Source organism: Lysinibacillus pakistanensis (assembly GCF_030123245.1).
In the GTDB taxonomy this organism is placed as follows: domain Bacteria; phylum Bacillota; class Bacilli; order Bacillales_A; family Planococcaceae; genus Lysinibacillus; species Lysinibacillus pakistanensis.
Window position 1 is genome coordinate 2,724,589 of the sequence record NZ_CP126101.1, and the last position, 17,708, is coordinate 2,742,296.

The following is a 17,708-nucleotide window of genomic DNA, read 5'->3' on the forward strand; positions in this document are numbered from 1 at the left end:
ATTTTTTTTTACTAAGCATAATATAAGTGTATAGTTATATATCAATTTAATCACCTGTAATTTTCGCAGGATTTTATTTTAAAATATATATAAGTAAATGATTATACAAGGAGAGCAGATATGGAAAACACACTAATTGAAAAACAACTAAAGGCAACAGCTGACTTGAATCGCATTAAACTACTTGCATGCATGAAAAATGGGGAGGTATGTGTATGTGATTTTGTGGATGTTCTAGGGATATCACAGCCAGCAGTTAGTCAGCATCTTCGAAAATTAAAGGAGGCAGGCATTATTACTGAGCGAAAAGTAGGAACTTGGAAACATTATCGTTTAGTTGAGGACCAAACGCCGTTGATGAAGGGCATTTTAGAACAAATCCAGCCTGTAACTGGATGCGATTGTGGCACAGATTGTTGCCATATAGGAGGAGATGTAAATGAGTAATGAATCCTTAACGAAACAACTATCTTTTCTTGATCGCTACCTTACACTATGGATTTTTGTAGCGATGGGGATAGGTGTTTTATTTAGTATTACAATGCCTAATATTGGCGAAGCATTAGAATCTATGTCTATCGGGACCACATCTACACCGATTGCTTTAGGGTTAATTGTCATGATGTATCCACCTTTAGCAAAAGTAAAATATGAGGAAATGTGGCGTGTGTTTAAGGACTGGAAAGTTCTTTTGCTTTCACTTTTCCAAAACTGGTTATTGGGTCCATTTTTAATGTTCTTTTTAGCCATTATCTTCTTGCGAGATTACCCAGAGTATATGGCTGGACTCATTATGATAGGTTTGGCTCGTTGTATTGCAATGGTTATCGTCTGGAATGATCTAGCTCGTGGGGATCGAGAATATGTTGCTGGTCTTGTTGCATTTAACTCCATTTTTCAGATCTTAACATATTCGATTTTTGCTTTCTTCTTCTTAAATGTCTTACCTGGTTGGTTTGGCTTAGATAATTTTAATGTATCGATTTCCATGTGGGAAATTACGAAAAGTGTTCTTATTTACTTAGGAATACCATTTGCAGCCGGAATTCTAACACGATGGATCGGCATCAAAACAAGAGGAAAACAGTGGTATGAAGAAAAATTCTTACCTAAGATTTCCCCACTTACTTTGATTGCACTGCTTTTCACTATTGTGATGATGTTTGCATTAAAGGGTGAAAAATTAGTCGAACTACCACTTGATGTAGTACGAATCGCTATTCCATTATTCATTTACTTTGTTGTGATGTTTGCTGTTTCATTCTTTTCTTCTCGTAAAGCTGGTGCATCTTATCCCGTTACAGCGGCTCTTTCGTTTACAGCTGCTAGTAACAACTTTGAGTTAGCCATTGCTGTAGCAGTAGGCGTTTTTGGACTTCATAGTGGAGTAGCTTTTGCCGCTGTTATTGGTCCACTTGTTGAAGTACCGGTACTCATTGGACTTGTATGGGTTGCTCTACGATGGCAAAAGAAATATTTTAAAACTATTAAATTATAAGAATTATAAGGAGCACTTAATATGACAAACACACTTTATTTCTTATGTACAGGGAATTCTTGCCGTAGTCAAATGGCGGAAGGGTGGGCAAGAAAACTATTGCCTACAGATTGGACAATTAAAAGTGCTGGTATTGAAGCACATGGTGTAAATCCGAAAGCTATCAAAGCTATGGCTGAGGTAGGAGTTAATATTTCGAATCATACATCTGATCTAATTGATTTTGAGACATTAAATAATGCAACACTAGTTGTTACTCTTTGTGGAGATGCAGCAGATAAGTGTCCGATGACGCCACAACATGTTCGTCGTGAGCATTGGGGATTTGAAGATCCAGCAAAGGCATCAGGTACAGAAGAAGAGAAATGGACAGTTTTCCAAAATGTCCGTGATGCTATTGGCAAACGTATTGAACAATTTGTAGCTGAGGAGTTGAAATAAAATGAAAAAAATTCATATTTATGAGCCAGCAATGTGCTGTTCTACGGGTTTATGTGGACCATCTATTGATCCAGAGTTATTACGCATGTCATTTGTCATGAATAATTTAAAGAAAACAGATATGGAAGCTGAACGATTTAATCTAACAAATGAACCAAATGCCTTTGTAGAAAACGAAGCCATCAATCAGCTTCTAATGTCAGAAGGAATGGATGCCTTGCCTGCAACATTTGTAGATGGAGAGTTACTCTGTAAAGGAAAATACCCTACTAATGCACAGTTTTCACAGTGGTCAGGGCTTACTGAAGAAGAATTATTACAAAAACCCAAAGTACGCTTATCTCTAAAAGGAGATGCGTAAAATGGAACGCTTTACAAGAAGTCATTTCCCTGATACCCCGTTCTTGTTTTTCACGGGGAAGGGGGGCGTTGGAAAAACATCAGTTGCTTGTAGTCTATCAATAGCCATTGCAAATGAAGGGAAAAAAGTACTTTTAATTAGTACAGATCCCGCATCCAATTTACAAGATATTTTCGGCCAAACGCTTTCTAATACCCCGACAAAAATTGAAGGTATAGACAATTTATTTGCATTAAATTTAGACCCTGAACAAGCAGCACAACAATACAAAGAGCAAATGGTTGGTCCGTACCGTGGGAAACTGCCTGATGTGGTGCTACAAAATATGGAGGAGCAACTTTCAGGCGCTTGTACAGTAGAAATTGCTGCCTTTAATGAATTTGCGACACTATTGACTGATACTTCAGTGATTGAAAAATTTGATACCGTTGTGTTCGATACGGCACCAACAGGACATACACTACGTTTATTACAACTTCCTTCTGCATGGTCTACGTTTTTAGATGATAACACTACCGGTACATCTTGCTTAGGTCCACTAAAAGGACTAGAGCCGCAACGTGATATCTATAAAAAGGCTGTTGAACGTTTAAAAAATGCCAATCAAACAACACTAATGCTCGTGACACGTCCAGACGTAAACCCATTAAAAGAGGCAGCACGTGCTTCTCATGAATTGTTTGAAATCGGCATTCAAAATCAGGTTTTACTAATTAACGGATATATGAAAAATGTTAGTTCTAATGATGAAATTGAGAAGGCATTCATTGCCCGCCAAACCGAGGCATTAGAGATAATTCCTAAAGAGTTAAAGCAATTTGACCAATACTACTTACCGTTTGTACCATACTCATTATCAAGTATTGAGCGTATGCAAGCATGGATGACAAATCAAGATATCACACATGAAAATGAAGCAGACAAAGGTATGACGATCCCTGAAGTAGAAGAAATGATTGCTGACTATTTAGAACGTAAACCGAAGCTTATTTTTACAATGGGTAAAGGTGGTGTTGGTAAAACAACAGTTGCTTCGTATATTGCCCTACGCTTAGCAGAAGAGGGTATCCGCATGCATTTAACTACGACTGATCCAGCAGCGCATTTAAATTGGACGTTCGGTGATGACAAAGTTAAAAATGTAACGGTAAGTCGTATTGATCCGAAGGTAGAAGTTGCAAATTATGAGGCAGAAGTGCTTGCAAAAGCAAGTGAAACAATGAATGAAGAAGGCTTAGCATTTGTGAAAGAAGACTTGGCATCTCCTTGTACCGAGGAAATTGCAGTATTCCGAGCATTTGCCAATGTTGTAGAAAATCATCAAGATGAAGTCATTATTATTGATACAGCACCGACTGGCCATACGTTGTTGTTACTAGATGCGACAGAAGCTTATCATCGTGAAATAAGCCGTTCACAAGGTGACATCCCTCCAGCTGTTTCAAACTTGTTACCACGGTTACGTGATGCAAGTTATACAAGTGTAGCAATCGTAACACTGCCTGAAGCAACACCTGTTTTTGAAGCAACACGTTTACAGGAAGATTTACAGCGAGCTGGTTTATCTGTTGGTTGGTGGGTTGTCAATCAGACATTTTCATCTATCAAAACAACAAGTCCAACATTAATACAAAAACAACAAGCCGAAACAAAATGGCTAGAAGAAATCAAATCCATCAGTAACAATCAATTCGTGGCAATTCCATGGGTAAAAACGCCACCAGTTGGAACAAAAGGTTTACATGAACTTAAAGGAGAGAACATTAAATGAAAATGAGTCCAGAAGGTAAAAATTATATAGAGCAGGTATTAGCTGATTCAGAGGTAAAAACACTTCGTTTCTTCGGTATTGCAGGATGCTGCGGAGTTAATTTAGGTGTAGGCATAGAAGCACCAACAGAAGATGATACTGTACAGACAATTGAAGGTATCGAAGTTGCTATTCATCCTGATATTGCACCACAATTAACAGATGTTACGATTCATGCAGAAGAAGAGAATGGTGAACTAGGTTTAGTGTTAGTAGGATATTCACCAAAATCTTGCTAAGAGGTGATTTTATTATGAAGAGAGAAGACGATATTCCACTCTTATCCCTATATCGGGAAAGAGCGTAATATTGCCAAAAAAGTACTATCCTTATTAGATTTTGACTTATAAATTGAGAAAGATTTTATTAAGAAGGATTAAACAACTTTAAAGAGCTTGGGATATAATTAATCAAAAACCTTCGCGAGAAATCAATGAAACTAAAGACACAAAAGTTTAAATTACTATAACTTTTTGTAGAATTGAAATAAAGTTGCGATGTTTATAAAAAGGATACGATGTTTAAAATAAAGTCGCGACGATTATAAAAAAGTTACGATTAATAACCCTGGGTATTGGCTCAGTGGGCCACGTCCGGACGATGCCAGGTACGTGCTTTCCTTGTAGGTCGCCGTTTACATGCTTCAGGATGAGTTTGGAACGGTTTCTGTAACCTTATTCCCGCAAGTTTTTCATCTTGTTCAAGAGCTTTTACTAGAAGATGAATTGCTTTACATTGAGAGAACGCTTGAAAAGCGCTTTGGTAGACCTCAAGTGAAAATAAAATATGCACAAACGACGAAAAGAATATGAAATTGAAGGGAATTTTAGAAACTGCATAAATTTTTATGCAGTTTTTTCTTTACTTTCAAATAATTATTTTGTAAGATAAAGCCAACTTCAAAAGTGGCCAGACCACTTTTGAATTCATTCAGTAAGAGACGCCATCATCTGAAGGTGGTGGATTTTGTTTCTTTTTAGTAGGTATCTAAACACCTACTGAATGAAGATACTGAATGAAGATAAAGCCTTTGGATGCATTGTTTATCTGCGCGAAAGGAAAGCGACAGCAATAATTATTCCAAGGCGAATAGATTGACCGAGGAGTTGATCGTATGGATAAAAAAACCGAACAAAAGAAAGTGTTTTTAGATATCGTCCAACAATTACGACAACTTATTAAAATAGAAAAAATACAGGCTGGTGAAAAGTTACCTTCCGAAAGAGTCCTTTCAGAACGTCTAGGTGTCGAGCGATCCTCTGTGAGAGAGGCATTGCGAAGTTTAGAGTTATTAGGTCTTATTGAAACGAGACATGGGGAAGGTACGTTTCTAGCTTCTACAAAAGCATCAGCTCGTAGAAATATTGTCGATGTTTATATTAGAAGATGAAAAATCAAAAAGGATGTCGAATTAACGCGACAAATTCATGAAAAGGAAGCCATTCGCGTTATAAGTTGTACAGAGACTCTGCGAACACTACCAGTGTGGGGCAGTTTTTTTGTAAAGCTAGAGATAGAAAGTACGATTAATTGTCGGGATGTTTTACGAGAAATAATCATCACGTCAGGAAATCGTCTTTCACTAAAAGTCTGGTTTCAGTTAGCAGTTTATGCCGGTGACCGTTTAAATCGAAACTCAACAGAAGAAGAAAAATTAATCATTCAAACTATGTTGAAATCGATGCAGCTTGGCTATGAAAAAGAAGCATTAAAAGCTTACGAACAGTGGATGAATGCTGAACAAGGCATTTAGACAACAAAGGGGGAGTAAAACATGGTAATACGTAGCTTATTTAGTAAAAAGAAAGAGGACGGACAGGAAAAGGGATTTCCAGAAGGACTTATGACAAAATGTCCAGAATGCCGTCACATTCAGTTAACAAAAGAATTAGAAAAAAATCATAAAGTGTGTACAAAATGCGACCATCATTTCAAAATGACTGCACAGGAGCGCGTAGCATATCTCTTAGATGAAGGTTCATTTGTTTCAATGGATGATCATTTACAAACAAGTAATCCACTTAATTTTCCTGATTATGTAGAAAAAATTTCAGTGGCTAAACAACAAACGGGATTAAGCGAAGCTGTACTGACTGGGTTAGGTACTCTTGATGGAGAAGAAATTGTTGTAGCCATTATGGATTCTCATTTCCGTATGGGCTCAATGGGCTCCGTTGTAGGAGAAAAAATCACACGTGCCGTTGAAAAAGCTATTGAATTACGTGTACCGGTTATTATTTTTACTGCTAGTGGTGGAGCGCGCATGCAAGAAGGTATTCTATCATTAATGCAAATGGTAAAAACGAGTGTGGCATTAAAACGTCATAGTGAAGAAGGACTATTATTTATTTCGATCATGACGCATCCTACATACGGTGGCGTTTCAGCAAGCTTTGCCTCTGTTGGAGATATTAATATTGCTGAACCACAAGCATTGATTGGCTTTGCTGGTCGCCGTGTCATTGAAGAAACATTAAGAGAAAAATTACCAAATGATTTCCAAAAGTCAGAGTTTTTACTAGAGCATGGTCAGCTTGATGCAGTTTTCCATCGAAAGGATTTACGAAATCAAGTAGTAATGCTTGTAAAAATGCATACAAAAGGCGGTGTGCAACATGTCTAAAAATTTAGCTTTTGAAGAACCAGTAGTACAATTACGAGAAAAAATTGATGAATTAAAAACGATTGCTACAGAGGCAGATGTAGATATGACAAGCGAAATCGAAAAGCTTGAAACACGTCTAACACAGCTAGAACAATCTATTTATGCCAATATGAAGCCATGGGATCGTGTACAGGTTGCTAGACATCCAGAACGACCAACTACTTTACAATATATAGAAGCTATGTGTGAAAACTTTATTGAGTTACATGGAGATCGTACATTTGGTGATGATGCAGCTATTCTTGGAGGAATTGCTCTCTTTGAAGAACAGCCCGTAACAATTGTTGGACATCAACGCGGAAAATCAACTAAAGAAAATATTCGACGAAATTTTGGTATGCCACACCCTGAAGGATATCGTAAGGCATTACGCTTAATGAAGCAAGCTGAGAAATTTAAGCGCCCAATTATTTGTTTTATTGATACAAAAGGAGCCTATCCGGGTAAGGCAGCCGAGGAACGCGGCCCAAGTGAAGCCATTGCTAGAACTCTCTCTGAAATGGCGATTCTAACAGTACCAGTTATTAGTATTGTTATTGGGGAAGGCGGAAGTGGGGGTGCCATTGCATTAGGGGTAGCTAATCGCGTCTTTATGTTAGAGAACTCAACGTATTCGGTTATCTCGCCTGAAGGGGCTGCATCGATCTTATGGCGAGATGGTAGCCTAGGGAAGCAAGCTGCAGAAGCAATGCGTATAACAGCACCTGACTTAAAAGAGCTCGACGTTATTGATGGAATAATCCCTGAAATAACTGGTGGAGCACACCGCAATGTTGCGAAGCAAGCATCTTATATAAAAGAATGTATAAGCGTCACACTAAAAGCATTGAATTCTCTAAATGGCGAACAATTAATTGAAGATCGCTATGAGAAATTCAGAAAGATTGGACAATATACAGAAGTTTAAATTCATTTTTAGGTTATTGGACATGTGAATTTGTTCGTAAAGAGATAAAAAATGTTTCTTAAATAAATTAATATCCTAATGATGGAAGAAAAAAGAGTTGTAGTTTGTAAAAAAGATTGATCATTTATAATAAAGTTCGATTATTTGTAATATAGTTTGATAAAAATAACTTCGCATTTAAATAAAACCCACGCATTTTGATCAAACTTTTTTCAAAATGCGTGGGTTTCTTCTATTATAAAATCAACGATTGCAACAAACTTTTAATCAAACTTTATTCCAAACCAACACTTTTGTGTCTTATTAATTTGCTTTAAGTGACCATTTACACAGAGTAATTTAAACTTTATGAGTTTTCATCTGTCCATAAAAATAAAATGTCTAAAAGTTCTTGTCTTCATAAAAAAATAAAGTGTCTAAAAGTTCTTGTCCTAAAAAATAAAAAAATCCTATATATTCTTGAATACAAAGAATAAAATGTCTAAAAGTTCTTGTCTTCATAAAAAATAAAGTGTCTAAAAGTTCTTGTCCAAAGAATCAAAATGCTTTAAAATCCTCGTGCAAAGAAGGTGGGTTTGTGGCAGTGTCTAAAAGTTCTTGTCCAATTTGTCTAAAAGTTCTTGTCCATATACAGAAAAGTTTATGGGTAGTTGACATATTCAAGCCCTCCTCCACGCCAAATAATTTTAGTTTACATAATATAAATTATAGGAAGTTATGTATCATTGAAAAGTATACTATTAATAATGAGACAAAATCACTTTGAACATGGACACCAAAGTCTAAACTCACTTCAAATTTTAGACTTTGGTGTCTTCTTTTTTTATTTTTCATAGGTTCACTCAAATGTTTTTACTGTAATAATAATAATAATCCATGAATACATGATTGATTAAAATTGAATACTTGATGTATTGTTGGCAAAGATAGATGATTGAAGTGTCCAAAACCCTGCCTAAACGCAATTTTGCATGGTGTCCTTCGTCCCATTCACGTTCACTTGGCACTTCTGTTTGAAAGGTAGCCATTCCTGTATCGATTCTCTCTTTATAAATCTTTAATACCTCATATAAATCCTTCTATTCCATTTTAAGCCTCTTCTTAAAAGAAAGATGTTAAGTCGGATAAAGAGCTAAATCTAGTCGCGAACCAATGGAAACACTATATGTATTTCTCTAGTTGAGTTTCTTAATAATACAAAAATATACCCTGAAGGTAGACTTTTTTAGGGGTTTACTCTACATGGTATATTTTAAAATAACTGAAGGCATGAACTTTTTTAATAATCTCAGGGCAGATTTCTTATACCCGTTGCAACCTTGTGTTATACCCAATAATTGAGATAATTACAGTAAGCAAAAGCAGTGTAATAAAGATTGGTAAAGATGCGCCACCAGGCACGAGTGTGCTAACTAGCATGATGAAGCCACCTGATACATAAACTCGCCCCATGAAAAGGTGAGATTTGCGAATTTCGATGCCGTTATTGGTATCGTATTGGGAAGTAGTCAGGCTGGATCCTAAATTCCCTCTCATTCTTGGAATAAAATTACCGATCACAATGAACACAGCACCTGTAACTAGAGGAGCAATGATATCCACGTTAAATGGATTACCAATGCCATAGGCCAATACCAGACCGTGAACTGGCAGGAGGATAAGAATGACGCCGTTCAGAATCGCATTAACCGGCCCAACGGAGCGCGGGTTTTTTTTATTCAATCCAAGCTTCTGGATCAATGCCATGCAGACAAGCATAAAAAACATCATTACTGGAATCATGCTCATAATAAACTCTTTGGGAGTAGCGGTAGAATCACTTCGATACTTTGAAGCGGAAATAATGTTTTCAGGAAGCTGTGGGTAGCTCCATACACTTGCTAACACAGCTATAATGAAAAGCAACACCGGAAACCAATACTTTTTCATAATTGTTCCTCTCCCTTTCCCTTGTTATTATTGAATTGCATAAACCACTTCATTACTTCCTGTAATACAGTAGTATTGATTGAGTAAACAACATGCTGCCCTTGCCTTTCGTCCCATACCAAATCCCCTTGCTTAAGCAAGCCCAAATGATGAGAAATCGCAGGCTTTGTCATCTGAAAATGATCGGCTATTTCCCCAGCCGTTAAATCCTTATCCATAAGCAGATCAAGAATTTTACGTCTAGTCGGGTCGGAGAGCGCTTTGAATGTAAGATTTAACGTCATATTATCATCTCCCTTTCCTATTACATTTAAACATTTAAATAATTGTTTAATAATTAAATTAAAACACGCTGGTGTATTTCTGTCAATATTGCAAATAACCAGAAGTGACAAAAGGTTGTTTGAATTTATTCAAGTGTATCTTTTTTCTCTTTAGCAGTAATGCTATCTTCTAGTAAACTTGGCTACTCTAAAATATCTGATTTACTTATGCTTGATATTTATTAGAGTATTTCCCATTGATCTGTGACACCTCCAATTTAGTTCCAAAAAAACATGTATCTAGGTTCGCGTTTATTTTTACATATTTGCGATTCCCACATGCTAAATCCAATATTGTACGTTTGATCATCGAGCCAGAAGTGATTACCAAAAACGTTAAATTTGAAAATTAATAAAATAATACTTAACTAATCTGGTAGAGCATTAATTTTTAGTGGATCTACACGTAATTCACTTGTTGTTCTTCCCCTAGCCTTATCATTACCGAATCATTTAAATACATTGGTAGCCGCCATTATTGTCACACAAACCATTGTTGAAATTATAGGGGAAATAATTTATATTCGTATAGTTCCGAATCTAATTTTACGAAAATAAAAATAATATTATCGAACGTGTTTGAAAAAACTTATTTCAAACACGTTCTTTTCGTTTATTTCACCTGACAAGTACACGAATCAGGCTTTCAAACCAATACTTTTAAGTTGATTCCTCCCTCTTTATTTTTAGTTCTTTATTTGAATCAGCAACTCAAAATCTAGGAATCGTATTCTGGGTAACAAAATTCAATATTATTAATTCAATTATTAACATTGTTTAATTTTTAGTTTAAAAAAATTAAATATTATTATTTATATTTTCAATTCCTTATTGTATAATCTAATAAACTAAAAGAAAGGAATCTTATTATGGCATATAAAGTAATTACAAATTGTCCTGTCTGCAGTCAAACATTGAAAATTACAAAGTTGCAGTGTTCCTATTGCCACACTACGATTGAAAATGAGTTTGAATTATCGAAGCTGGCAACCTTGTCAAAGGATCAGCTTCATTTTGTGGAGGTATTTTTAACATGCAGAGGGAATATTAAAGATGTTGAAAAGGAACTAGGGATTTCGTATCCAACGGTTCGAGGTAAGCTAACTGATATTATTTCTTCCCTTGGCTATGTACAAAAGAAGAAAAATGAAGTAGATAAGAAAAAGGTTGTAACCATGTTGGAAAATGGTGAAATCACACCTGAAGAAGCCATTAAGCTTTTAAAAGAAGAATAAGGAGGAATTTATCATGAAAGAGGAAATTACAAGAGTGTTAACAATGATTCAAGAAGGGAAAATTGATGCGGATAAAGGATTGGAACTCATTCAAGCATTACAAGAGAAAGAAGAAACAGGCAATAAGTCTTTTGAAAAAACTACTAGCTATTTAGATAAAACATTAAAAATCCGTGTTGTCTCAGCAGAAAATGATAACGTCACAGTCAATTTGCCTATTAAACTTGTTAAGGTAGTATTAATGGCTGGACATAGCATTGCAGCTAGTATTCCACAGTCGGAAAAATATGTGAAGGATATAGACATAAACCTTATTATAGAAGCAATCGAAAACGAATTAGATGGCCAAATTGTTGATATTAAATCGGCAAACGGGGATTCCGTTGCGGTCTTTATTGAGTAGTGTTGCTTATGATGCATGTAAAAGTAAAAGCAAAGGATATTCGGTTTACTATCCCAGTTCCATACGCTATTTTAAACATTGTTCTTTCTATTTTGTCTTCTAATTTTTTGCAGCAGCATGTCAACAAATGGACCAAAGAATACTCCGAAAGAAAAAAAATAAACCTTTTCTTACCACAAATAGACAAAAAAATGCTAATGCCTATTGTTAAGGAACTGAAAAATTATAAAGGTACCGTACTTGTAGATGTCAAAGCTAAGGACGGTACGGAGGTTAAGGTTAGACTTTAGAATACTGGCTACTGACATTTTCAAGAAAATACCTAATTTCACTAATAAAAAGCTGAAACAATATAGAATATACCCCGTTCTAGATTTAGGACGGGGTTAATGTTAGGTACCTCATTATATAAATTCCCCTTCCCCTTTCAATTAATTTTTTTAAATAGCAATTTCTCTGTCTTAAATTATACGGTGCTGTCTCACAGCCTTTTGGAGTAAAATCACAGGAAATTGAAAAGACAGAAACATTGATTTATCAACATTTCTGTCATTCACCTTTTTATTCATTTTTGGATATAAATTCTCTTTTGGGACAGCCCCATCAGAAGTTATCCATATCTTTAAATTGTAATATAAACCATTTATTTTGATAGAGCTTTTATGTCTGCCACAATTGTATCAACTGGTACATCTGTTGTGCCATCATAATCTTTAACAACTGTACCGTCTGCATTGACTAAGTAATATCTTCCCATATGTATAACTTGGTCAGAATTTGGATCATTTTTTACGTGTGAATTAAACGATTTCATTGCAAACTGTTCAATAAACTTTTGATCATAGCCAGTCAATAGCTGCCATTTGCTTTCATCCGGGATTGAGTATGTTTTTAAATAATTCGTTAAAACATCTGGTTTATCAACTTCTGGATCAACGCTAAAAGCTACAATTTGATAGTCTTCCAAGCCTTTATCCTTTAGCGCTTTTTGGACATCTGTCATATTAAACGTCATTGGTGGACATATGGTATTACAGTTTGTAAAAATGAACATCGCCAGCCATGGCTTGCCTTTAAAATTCTCTAGATTCACCTTTTCATTGTGTTGATTTGTTACTGAAAAATCCTGTACCTCTATATTCATTTCTGGTTCAAATTTATAGCTACCGCAAGCAGCCAAAATGCTACTTAATGCTAGTATCAATGCAAGCATTATACTTTTCTTTTTCATTAATTTGCCCACTTCCCTTCAATTTACCACTATTTTTATTGTATAAATTCTACCCACTAAATACAAGATTATGGTCTAAACCTTACAATTTAATATGTCCAATCTTTGTATTTTGTATGATTTTCCCATAACAAACCCCTGTATATTCCAGATAATTCTCATTTTTTTAAAATTTTTTTCAAGCTGTTTTTTACTATTTTGGTTATTTCCCAAGGGATCAGATAATTGTTATATAACAAAGTTTTTCTGCTTTTTTTAATCTTCCATTATTTGATAGCACAATAACAAATTCATTAAAATTCTCTTTCATGTTTAAATATTCTCCTACATTCAAAATTATTATCACTAAACTATTTCAATAATATTATTCCAGTAGGTAATTCGGTTCTCTTTCGTACGGAATATTTCTATTAAATCCTTATTATTTCTATGTTATTTCCATAAACATAAAGAGACTAAAAATTATAAAAACTCAAAATTTAGTATTGCATTATAAGAATATACCTCATAAAATAAGTGAATATAACGGCGATAAAGAAAGAAATATGCCGTTTAAAACAGAAATATAACACTTTAGGGGGAATAATAATGGCAAACATTTCTGGTAACAAAAATGTAGAATCAGTTGATTATAGTGCAATTGAAGCTATGGAATCGTTCAACAAGTTCGTGAAAAAGAAAAATACCTTTCTTTTCTCAATTACAGCAGCATTTTTAATTCTTTATATCTTGCTGCCAATCCTTGCTTTCCAGCCTGTACTACAACAAAAATTCATCGGAAATATTACAGGTGTTTGGATTTATTCAGCAGGGTTATTCATTATGACAATCGTACTTTGTACAGTATATGTAAAAAAAGCTTCTTCATTCGATAAAGCTGCAGCAGCCGTGCTAGCAGAATATCATGCGAAAGGTGGAAAATAAATGAACTTGGTATCTGTTGGTTTCTTTTTAGCAATTGTTGGATTAACACTTGTTGTTACCTATATCGCTGCAAAGCGCACGTCGTCTGCAGCGGATTTTTATACTGCTGGAGGAGGCCTTAAAGGCTGGCAAAATGGTTTTGCGATTGCTGGTGATTATTTATCTGCAGCCGCATTTTTAGGTGTATCTGGTGCAATTGCTTTAACAGGTTTTGATGGCTTTTTCTTCTCTGTTGGTTATGTAGTAGCAAACTTAGTTCTATTATATGTAATTGCAGAGCCAATGCGTAATTTAGGTCGTTATACATTAGCTGATATGCTAACTGCTCGTTTTAATGAAAAACGTATCCGTGGAGTTGCAGCTTCAGGAACAATTATTATCGTTATTCTTTATATGATTGCTCAACTAGTAGGTGCTGGTGCTCTTATTAAACTTTTATTCGGGATTGAATATTGGATTGCTGTGTTAATCGTCGGCGTGATGATGACAACTTATGTATTGTTTGGCGGTATGACTGCTACATCTTGGGTTCAAATCATTAAAGCAAGTCTTCTATTATTTGGGACAGGTTTATTAGCTACACTGGTATTAGTTAAATTTGATTTCTCTCTTATGAAGATGTTTGATACAATCGCTGTTGATCACGGTGAAAAATTCCTTGTACCAGGGATAAAATATACAAGTACGGTTGATTCTGTTTCGATGATGATGGCCCTTGTTTTAGGTACATCTGGTTTACCACATATTTTAATGCGCTTCTTTACTGTTAAAGACGCAAAAACTGCTCGGTCTTCTATTTCATGGACTACTTGGATTACAGCTATTTTCTTCTCATTAACTATTTTCTTAGGCTTTGGTGCATTAAATTTTGTAGGAATAGATAAAATACTTGCTGAAAGTAAAGCAGGTAACACTGCTGCCCCACTTCTTGCTCAGTTCTTAGGCGGAGATGTGTTAATGGCATTTATCGGTGCAGTAGCATTTGCCACTATTTTAGCTGTTGTTTCAGGCCTAGTTTTAACAGGTGCTTCTGCGATTTCTCATGATATTTATGGTGAAATTATTAAAGGTGGTAAATTAACTGAAAAGCAACAGGTTCTTGCAGCTCGTACTGGCTCTATTTCGATTGCCATTGTATCGATTATCCTTGCTTTATTTGCGCAAAACCTAAATGTATCGTTCTTAGTTTCCTTTGCATTTTGTATTGGTGCTTCAGCAAATCTACCTGTTATTCTTTACACAATTTATTGGAAAAAATTCAATTCCACAGGTGCTGTATCAGCAATGGTAACTGGTTTAGTATCGTGTTTAATTTTAGGTGCGATGGGACCAAATGTATGGAGTCCTGTTGAAGGAGCGGCAATCTTTGTTGGTAACCCTATTGTGCCTTTAGCCGTGCCAGCCATTATTACAATTCCACTTGGCTTTATCGCTGGTTACTTAGGTTCTGTTCTTTCCTCTAGCAAAGTTTCACAGGCAGAAGCAGATCGCATTTACAAGGAAATTCGTGTTAAAGCAAATACAGGTGTATCTGTTTCTGATATTTCACATTAATTTTTAGCACTTTACAAACTCAAATTTCATATATGCTTCTATCTGTTCTACAACACTAACAATTTAAGTAAAAAACTCGATTTTTTATCGAGTTTTTTACTTTTTTATTATAAAAATTTTACCAATTTACTTATTGAACAATACTATTCTATTTCCAAAAAACAGAAAAAACCCAATTTTCACTAGGTAAATAGTGTTTAATTTTTATGGAAAAAATAATTTTATTTTCAAATTTTAACCTTATTTTATGCCTTAAAATCTAGATTTGTCCTCGTTTCGTATATTTATCTGAATTTTCCAAAACCCCTATATTTCTAGGCTTTGTCATATATTTTCTCTTCTAAGACTATTTTTCTAAAAATTTTTTTTACATAATTTTTCTGAAATGTATTGCAATTTTGTGAACTGTCTCATAAAATGAAGATGTGAATTCACTTAACTAGCAAAATCAAGTCTTGAAGCAGTAAAAATAAACACAAAATGGGGAATGTTAATGGCGAACAATCAAGCAAACAAGGGCGTCGTGATTGACTATGATGCAATTGCAAATCAACAATCGTTTAAAGCACTTGTACGAAGAAAGAATTCATTTCTTTGGTCTATGACTGTAATCTTTTTAGCAGCATATATGTTGCTACCAATTCTTACTTCGTACACGACAATTCTACACCAAAAGGCATTTGGGGAAATCACTTGGGTGTGGGTTTATGCAGCAGGATTATTCATTATGACATGGGGGTTATGTCATTTATATGTAGCAAAAGCAAATAGCTACGATAAAGAAGCAAAGGCGATTATCGCTGAATATGAGAACGGAGGTGGCCGCCGATGAATGATGGAGGAATGAGTTTTACAGCCATATTCTTTTTCGTTGCCATTGTAGGTTTAACATTAGTTATTACATGGTGGGCATCTAAACGTACTTCTTCAGCAAGTGACTTCTATACTGCAGGCGGTGGATTAACAGGCTGGCAAAATGGACTAGCTATTGCTGGTGACTATTTATCAGCAGCCTCTTTCTTAGGAATCGCAGGTGCAGTTGCATTATTTGGATTTGATGGATTCTTCTTCTCTATCGGTTATTTAGTAGCCTACTTAGTGGTATTATACATTGTTGCAGAGCCATTACGTAACCTTGGTAAATTTACTTTAGCTGACATGATTACAGCGCGTTTTGATAGCTCAAAGGTTCGTGGTACAGCAGCTTTAAGCACTATTACAATTGTTTTATTCTACATGATTGCACAACTAGTTGGTGCAGGAGCACTTATTCAATTACTTTTAGGGATCGACTATTGGATTGCCGTGTTAATCGTAGGTGTTATGATGACAACTTATGTATTATTCGGTGGTATGACTGCTACATCTTGGGTACAAATTATTAAAGCATGTCTTTTAATGTTAGGTACTGTCATTATTTCATTCTTAGTATTAAAAGAGTTCGGCTTCAGCATTGCTACAATGTTCAAGGATATGTCAACTGCTACTGAAAGCGGTGCAGCTTATTTAAATCCTGGTCTTAAATATACAAATGGTATTGATACAATTTCAATGTTAATCGCTCTTGTATTAGGTACTGCTGGTCTTCCACACATCCTAATGCGCTTCTTTACAGTAAAAGATGCGAAGACAGCTCGTTCTTCAGTTATTTGGGCTACATGGATTGTAGGTATCTTCTATGTACTAACAATTTTCCTAGGCTTCGGTGCAGCAAAATTCGTTGGTAAAGAAGCTATTATTGAGGCAAACGCAGCTGGTAACATGGCTGCTCCACTTCTTGCAGAAGCACTTGGTGGCGACATTCTATTCTCATTCGTTTGTGCGGTAGCATTTGCAACAATTTTAGCGGTAGTAGCAGGTCTTGTACTTTCTGGAGCGTCTGCCCTTTCTCATGATATTTATGGTCAAATCATTAAAAAAGGAAAAATTACAGAAAAAGAGCAAGTACTTGCAGCTCGTATCGGTTCGATTACAATTTCAATTGTTTCTATCCTTTTAGCACTTGGTGCACAAACATTAAACGTAGCGTTCTTAGTATCACTTGCATTCTGTATTGCAGGTTCTGCTAACCTACCAGTAATCATTTATACAATTTATTGGAAACGCTTTAACACAGCTGGTGCTGTAACGGCAATGTTAACAGGCTTAATCTCTGCATTAGTACTTGTTGCAGTGTCACCAAACATCTGGAATCCAGTTGAAGGAAAAGCAATTTTCGTGGGTGAACCGTTAATTATGTTAACAAATCCAGCATTAATTTTGGTACCTCTTGGTTTCCTTGGTGGTTTCATTGGAACATTACTTTCTAAAGAAAGTGATGACAAGAAATATCGCGAAGTGGATGTTAAAGCAAACACAGGTATTTCTGTACAAGACGTATCTCACTAATAATATGACAACTACCTCGTAAGTAAGTTACTTACGAGG

Annotated in this window: 19 protein-coding genes and 2 pseudogenes; 18 read left to right on the plus strand and 3 right to left on the minus strand. The window is 35.4% G+C overall.

The features are described 5' to 3' along the window. The first annotated feature begins 120 nt into the window (after positions 1-120). The 10 genes and pseudogenes from QNH24_RS13405 (at position 121) to QNH24_RS13450 (ending at position 7,682) form a co-directional block, all read left to right on the plus strand. The gene (locus QNH24_RS13405; RefSeq protein WP_283868098.1) at positions 121-447 is read left to right on the plus strand and encodes an ArsR/SmtB family transcription factor; all 327 of its coding nucleotides are present in this window, start codon (positions 121-123) and stop codon (positions 445-447) included. Next, positions 440-1,498 (plus strand): ACR3 family arsenite efflux transporter, encoded by a 1,059-nt coding sequence (gene arsB, locus QNH24_RS13410; protein ID WP_283868099.1) that lies wholly within the window; start codon positions 440-442, stop codon positions 1,496-1,498. The genes QNH24_RS13405 and arsB overlap by 8 nt, the downstream gene beginning before the upstream one ends. 21 nt (positions 1,499-1,519) lie before the next feature. Then, positions 1,520-1,939, plus strand: a complete 420-nt coding sequence (gene arsC, locus QNH24_RS13415) for an arsenate reductase (thioredoxin) (protein WP_283868100.1) — start codon at positions 1,520-1,522, stop codon at positions 1,937-1,939. A 1-nt stretch (position 1,940) separates the two neighbouring features. After that, positions 1,941-2,300, plus strand: coding sequence for an arsenite efflux transporter metallochaperone ArsD (gene arsD / locus QNH24_RS13420; RefSeq protein WP_283868101.1), 360 nt, complete (start codon positions 1,941-1,943; stop codon positions 2,298-2,300). A gap of 1 nt (position 2,301) precedes the next feature. Further along, complete coding sequence (gene arsA / locus QNH24_RS13425; protein ID WP_283868102.1) at positions 2,302-4,071, plus strand: arsenical pump-driving ATPase; 1,770 nt, start codon at positions 2,302-2,304, stop codon at positions 4,069-4,071. Further along, the gene (locus tag QNH24_RS13430; protein WP_089932649.1) at positions 4,068-4,349 is read left to right on the plus strand and encodes a Fe-S cluster assembly protein HesB; all 282 of its coding nucleotides are present in this window, start codon (positions 4,068-4,070) and stop codon (positions 4,347-4,349) included. The genes arsA and QNH24_RS13430 overlap by 4 nt, the downstream gene beginning before the upstream one ends. Before the next feature lie 399 nt (positions 4,350-4,748). Further along, positions 4,749-4,922 carry a hypothetical protein gene (locus QNH24_RS13435; protein WP_157059193.1) on the plus strand — a complete coding sequence of 58 codons (174 nt, stop codon included), beginning with the start codon at positions 4,749-4,751 and terminating at the stop codon, positions 4,920-4,922. 302 nt (positions 4,923-5,224) lie between these two features. Then, a pseudogene (locus QNH24_RS13440) lies at positions 5,225-5,863 on the plus strand (FadR/GntR family transcriptional regulator). A 21-nt stretch (positions 5,864-5,884) separates the two neighbouring features. Further along, positions 5,885-6,733, plus strand: a complete 849-nt coding sequence (gene accD, locus QNH24_RS13445; RefSeq protein WP_283868103.1) for an acetyl-CoA carboxylase, carboxyltransferase subunit beta — start codon at positions 5,885-5,887, stop codon at positions 6,731-6,733. Next, positions 6,726-7,682 (plus strand): acetyl-CoA carboxylase carboxyltransferase subunit alpha, encoded by a 957-nt coding sequence (locus QNH24_RS13450; RefSeq protein ID WP_283868104.1) that lies wholly within the window; start codon positions 6,726-6,728, stop codon positions 7,680-7,682. The genes accD and QNH24_RS13450 overlap by 8 nt, the downstream gene beginning before the upstream one ends. Positions 7,683-8,984: 1,302 nt before the next feature. Here the strand turns inward: QNH24_RS13450 and QNH24_RS13455 are convergent. Next, entirely contained in the window at positions 8,985-9,611 is a 627-nt protein-coding gene (locus QNH24_RS13455) for an SdpI family protein (protein ID WP_283868105.1), read from the minus strand. Beyond that, on the minus strand, positions 9,608-9,895 hold the full coding sequence (locus QNH24_RS13460; RefSeq protein ID WP_283868106.1) for an autorepressor SdpR family transcription factor: 288 nt from the start codon (positions 9,893-9,895) through the stop codon (positions 9,608-9,610). The genes QNH24_RS13455 and QNH24_RS13460 overlap by 4 nt, the downstream gene beginning before the upstream one ends. Before the next feature lie 411 nt (positions 9,896-10,306). Between QNH24_RS13460 and QNH24_RS13465 the strand changes: the two are divergent. The 4 genes and pseudogenes from QNH24_RS13465 to QNH24_RS13480 all read left to right on the plus strand — a co-directional run. Further along, a pseudogene (locus tag QNH24_RS13465) lies at positions 10,307-10,492 on the plus strand (arsenic resistance protein); the annotation flags it as partial. 311 nt (positions 10,493-10,803) lie between these two features. Beyond that, positions 10,804-11,169, plus strand: a complete 366-nt coding sequence (locus QNH24_RS13470) for a DUF2089 domain-containing protein (RefSeq protein WP_283868107.1) — start codon at positions 10,804-10,806, stop codon at positions 11,167-11,169. A 13-nt stretch (positions 11,170-11,182) separates the two neighbouring features. Continuing rightward, complete coding sequence (locus QNH24_RS13475; RefSeq protein WP_283868108.1) at positions 11,183-11,572, plus strand: SHOCT-like domain-containing protein; 390 nt, start codon at positions 11,183-11,185, stop codon at positions 11,570-11,572. Positions 11,573-11,580: 8 nt separating this feature from the next. After that, positions 11,581-11,862: a hypothetical protein gene (locus QNH24_RS13480; protein ID WP_283868109.1), complete on the plus strand. Its 282-nt coding sequence runs from the start codon at positions 11,581-11,583 to the stop codon at positions 11,860-11,862. 353 nt (positions 11,863-12,215) lie between these two features. On the opposite strand, the gene QNH24_RS13485 is transcribed toward QNH24_RS13480, so the two are convergent. Next, positions 12,216-12,803, minus strand: a complete 588-nt coding sequence (locus QNH24_RS13485; RefSeq protein WP_283868110.1) for an SCO family protein — start codon at positions 12,801-12,803, stop codon at positions 12,216-12,218. Between the two features lie 588 nt (positions 12,804-13,391). Between QNH24_RS13485 and QNH24_RS13490 the strand changes: the two genes are divergently transcribed. From QNH24_RS13490 to QNH24_RS13505, 4 genes are all read left to right on the plus strand, one after another. Further along, a complete protein-coding gene (locus QNH24_RS13490; protein ID WP_283868111.1) occupies positions 13,392-13,727 on the plus strand; it encodes a DUF485 domain-containing protein in 336 nt (111 codons plus the stop codon). Further along, positions 13,728-15,281: a solute symporter family protein gene (locus QNH24_RS13495; RefSeq protein WP_283868112.1), complete on the plus strand. Its 1,554-nt coding sequence runs from the start codon at positions 13,728-13,730 to the stop codon at positions 15,279-15,281. Positions 15,282-15,774: 493 nt separating this feature from the next. Continuing rightward, a complete protein-coding gene (locus QNH24_RS13500) occupies positions 15,775-16,113 on the plus strand; it encodes a DUF485 domain-containing protein (RefSeq protein WP_283868113.1) in 339 nt (112 codons plus the stop codon). A gap of 11 nt (positions 16,114-16,124) precedes the next feature. Further along, entirely contained in the window at positions 16,125-17,669 is a 1,545-nt protein-coding gene (locus tag QNH24_RS13505; RefSeq protein WP_283934541.1) for a solute symporter family protein, read from the plus strand. Positions 17,670-17,708 lie beyond the last annotated feature (39 nt).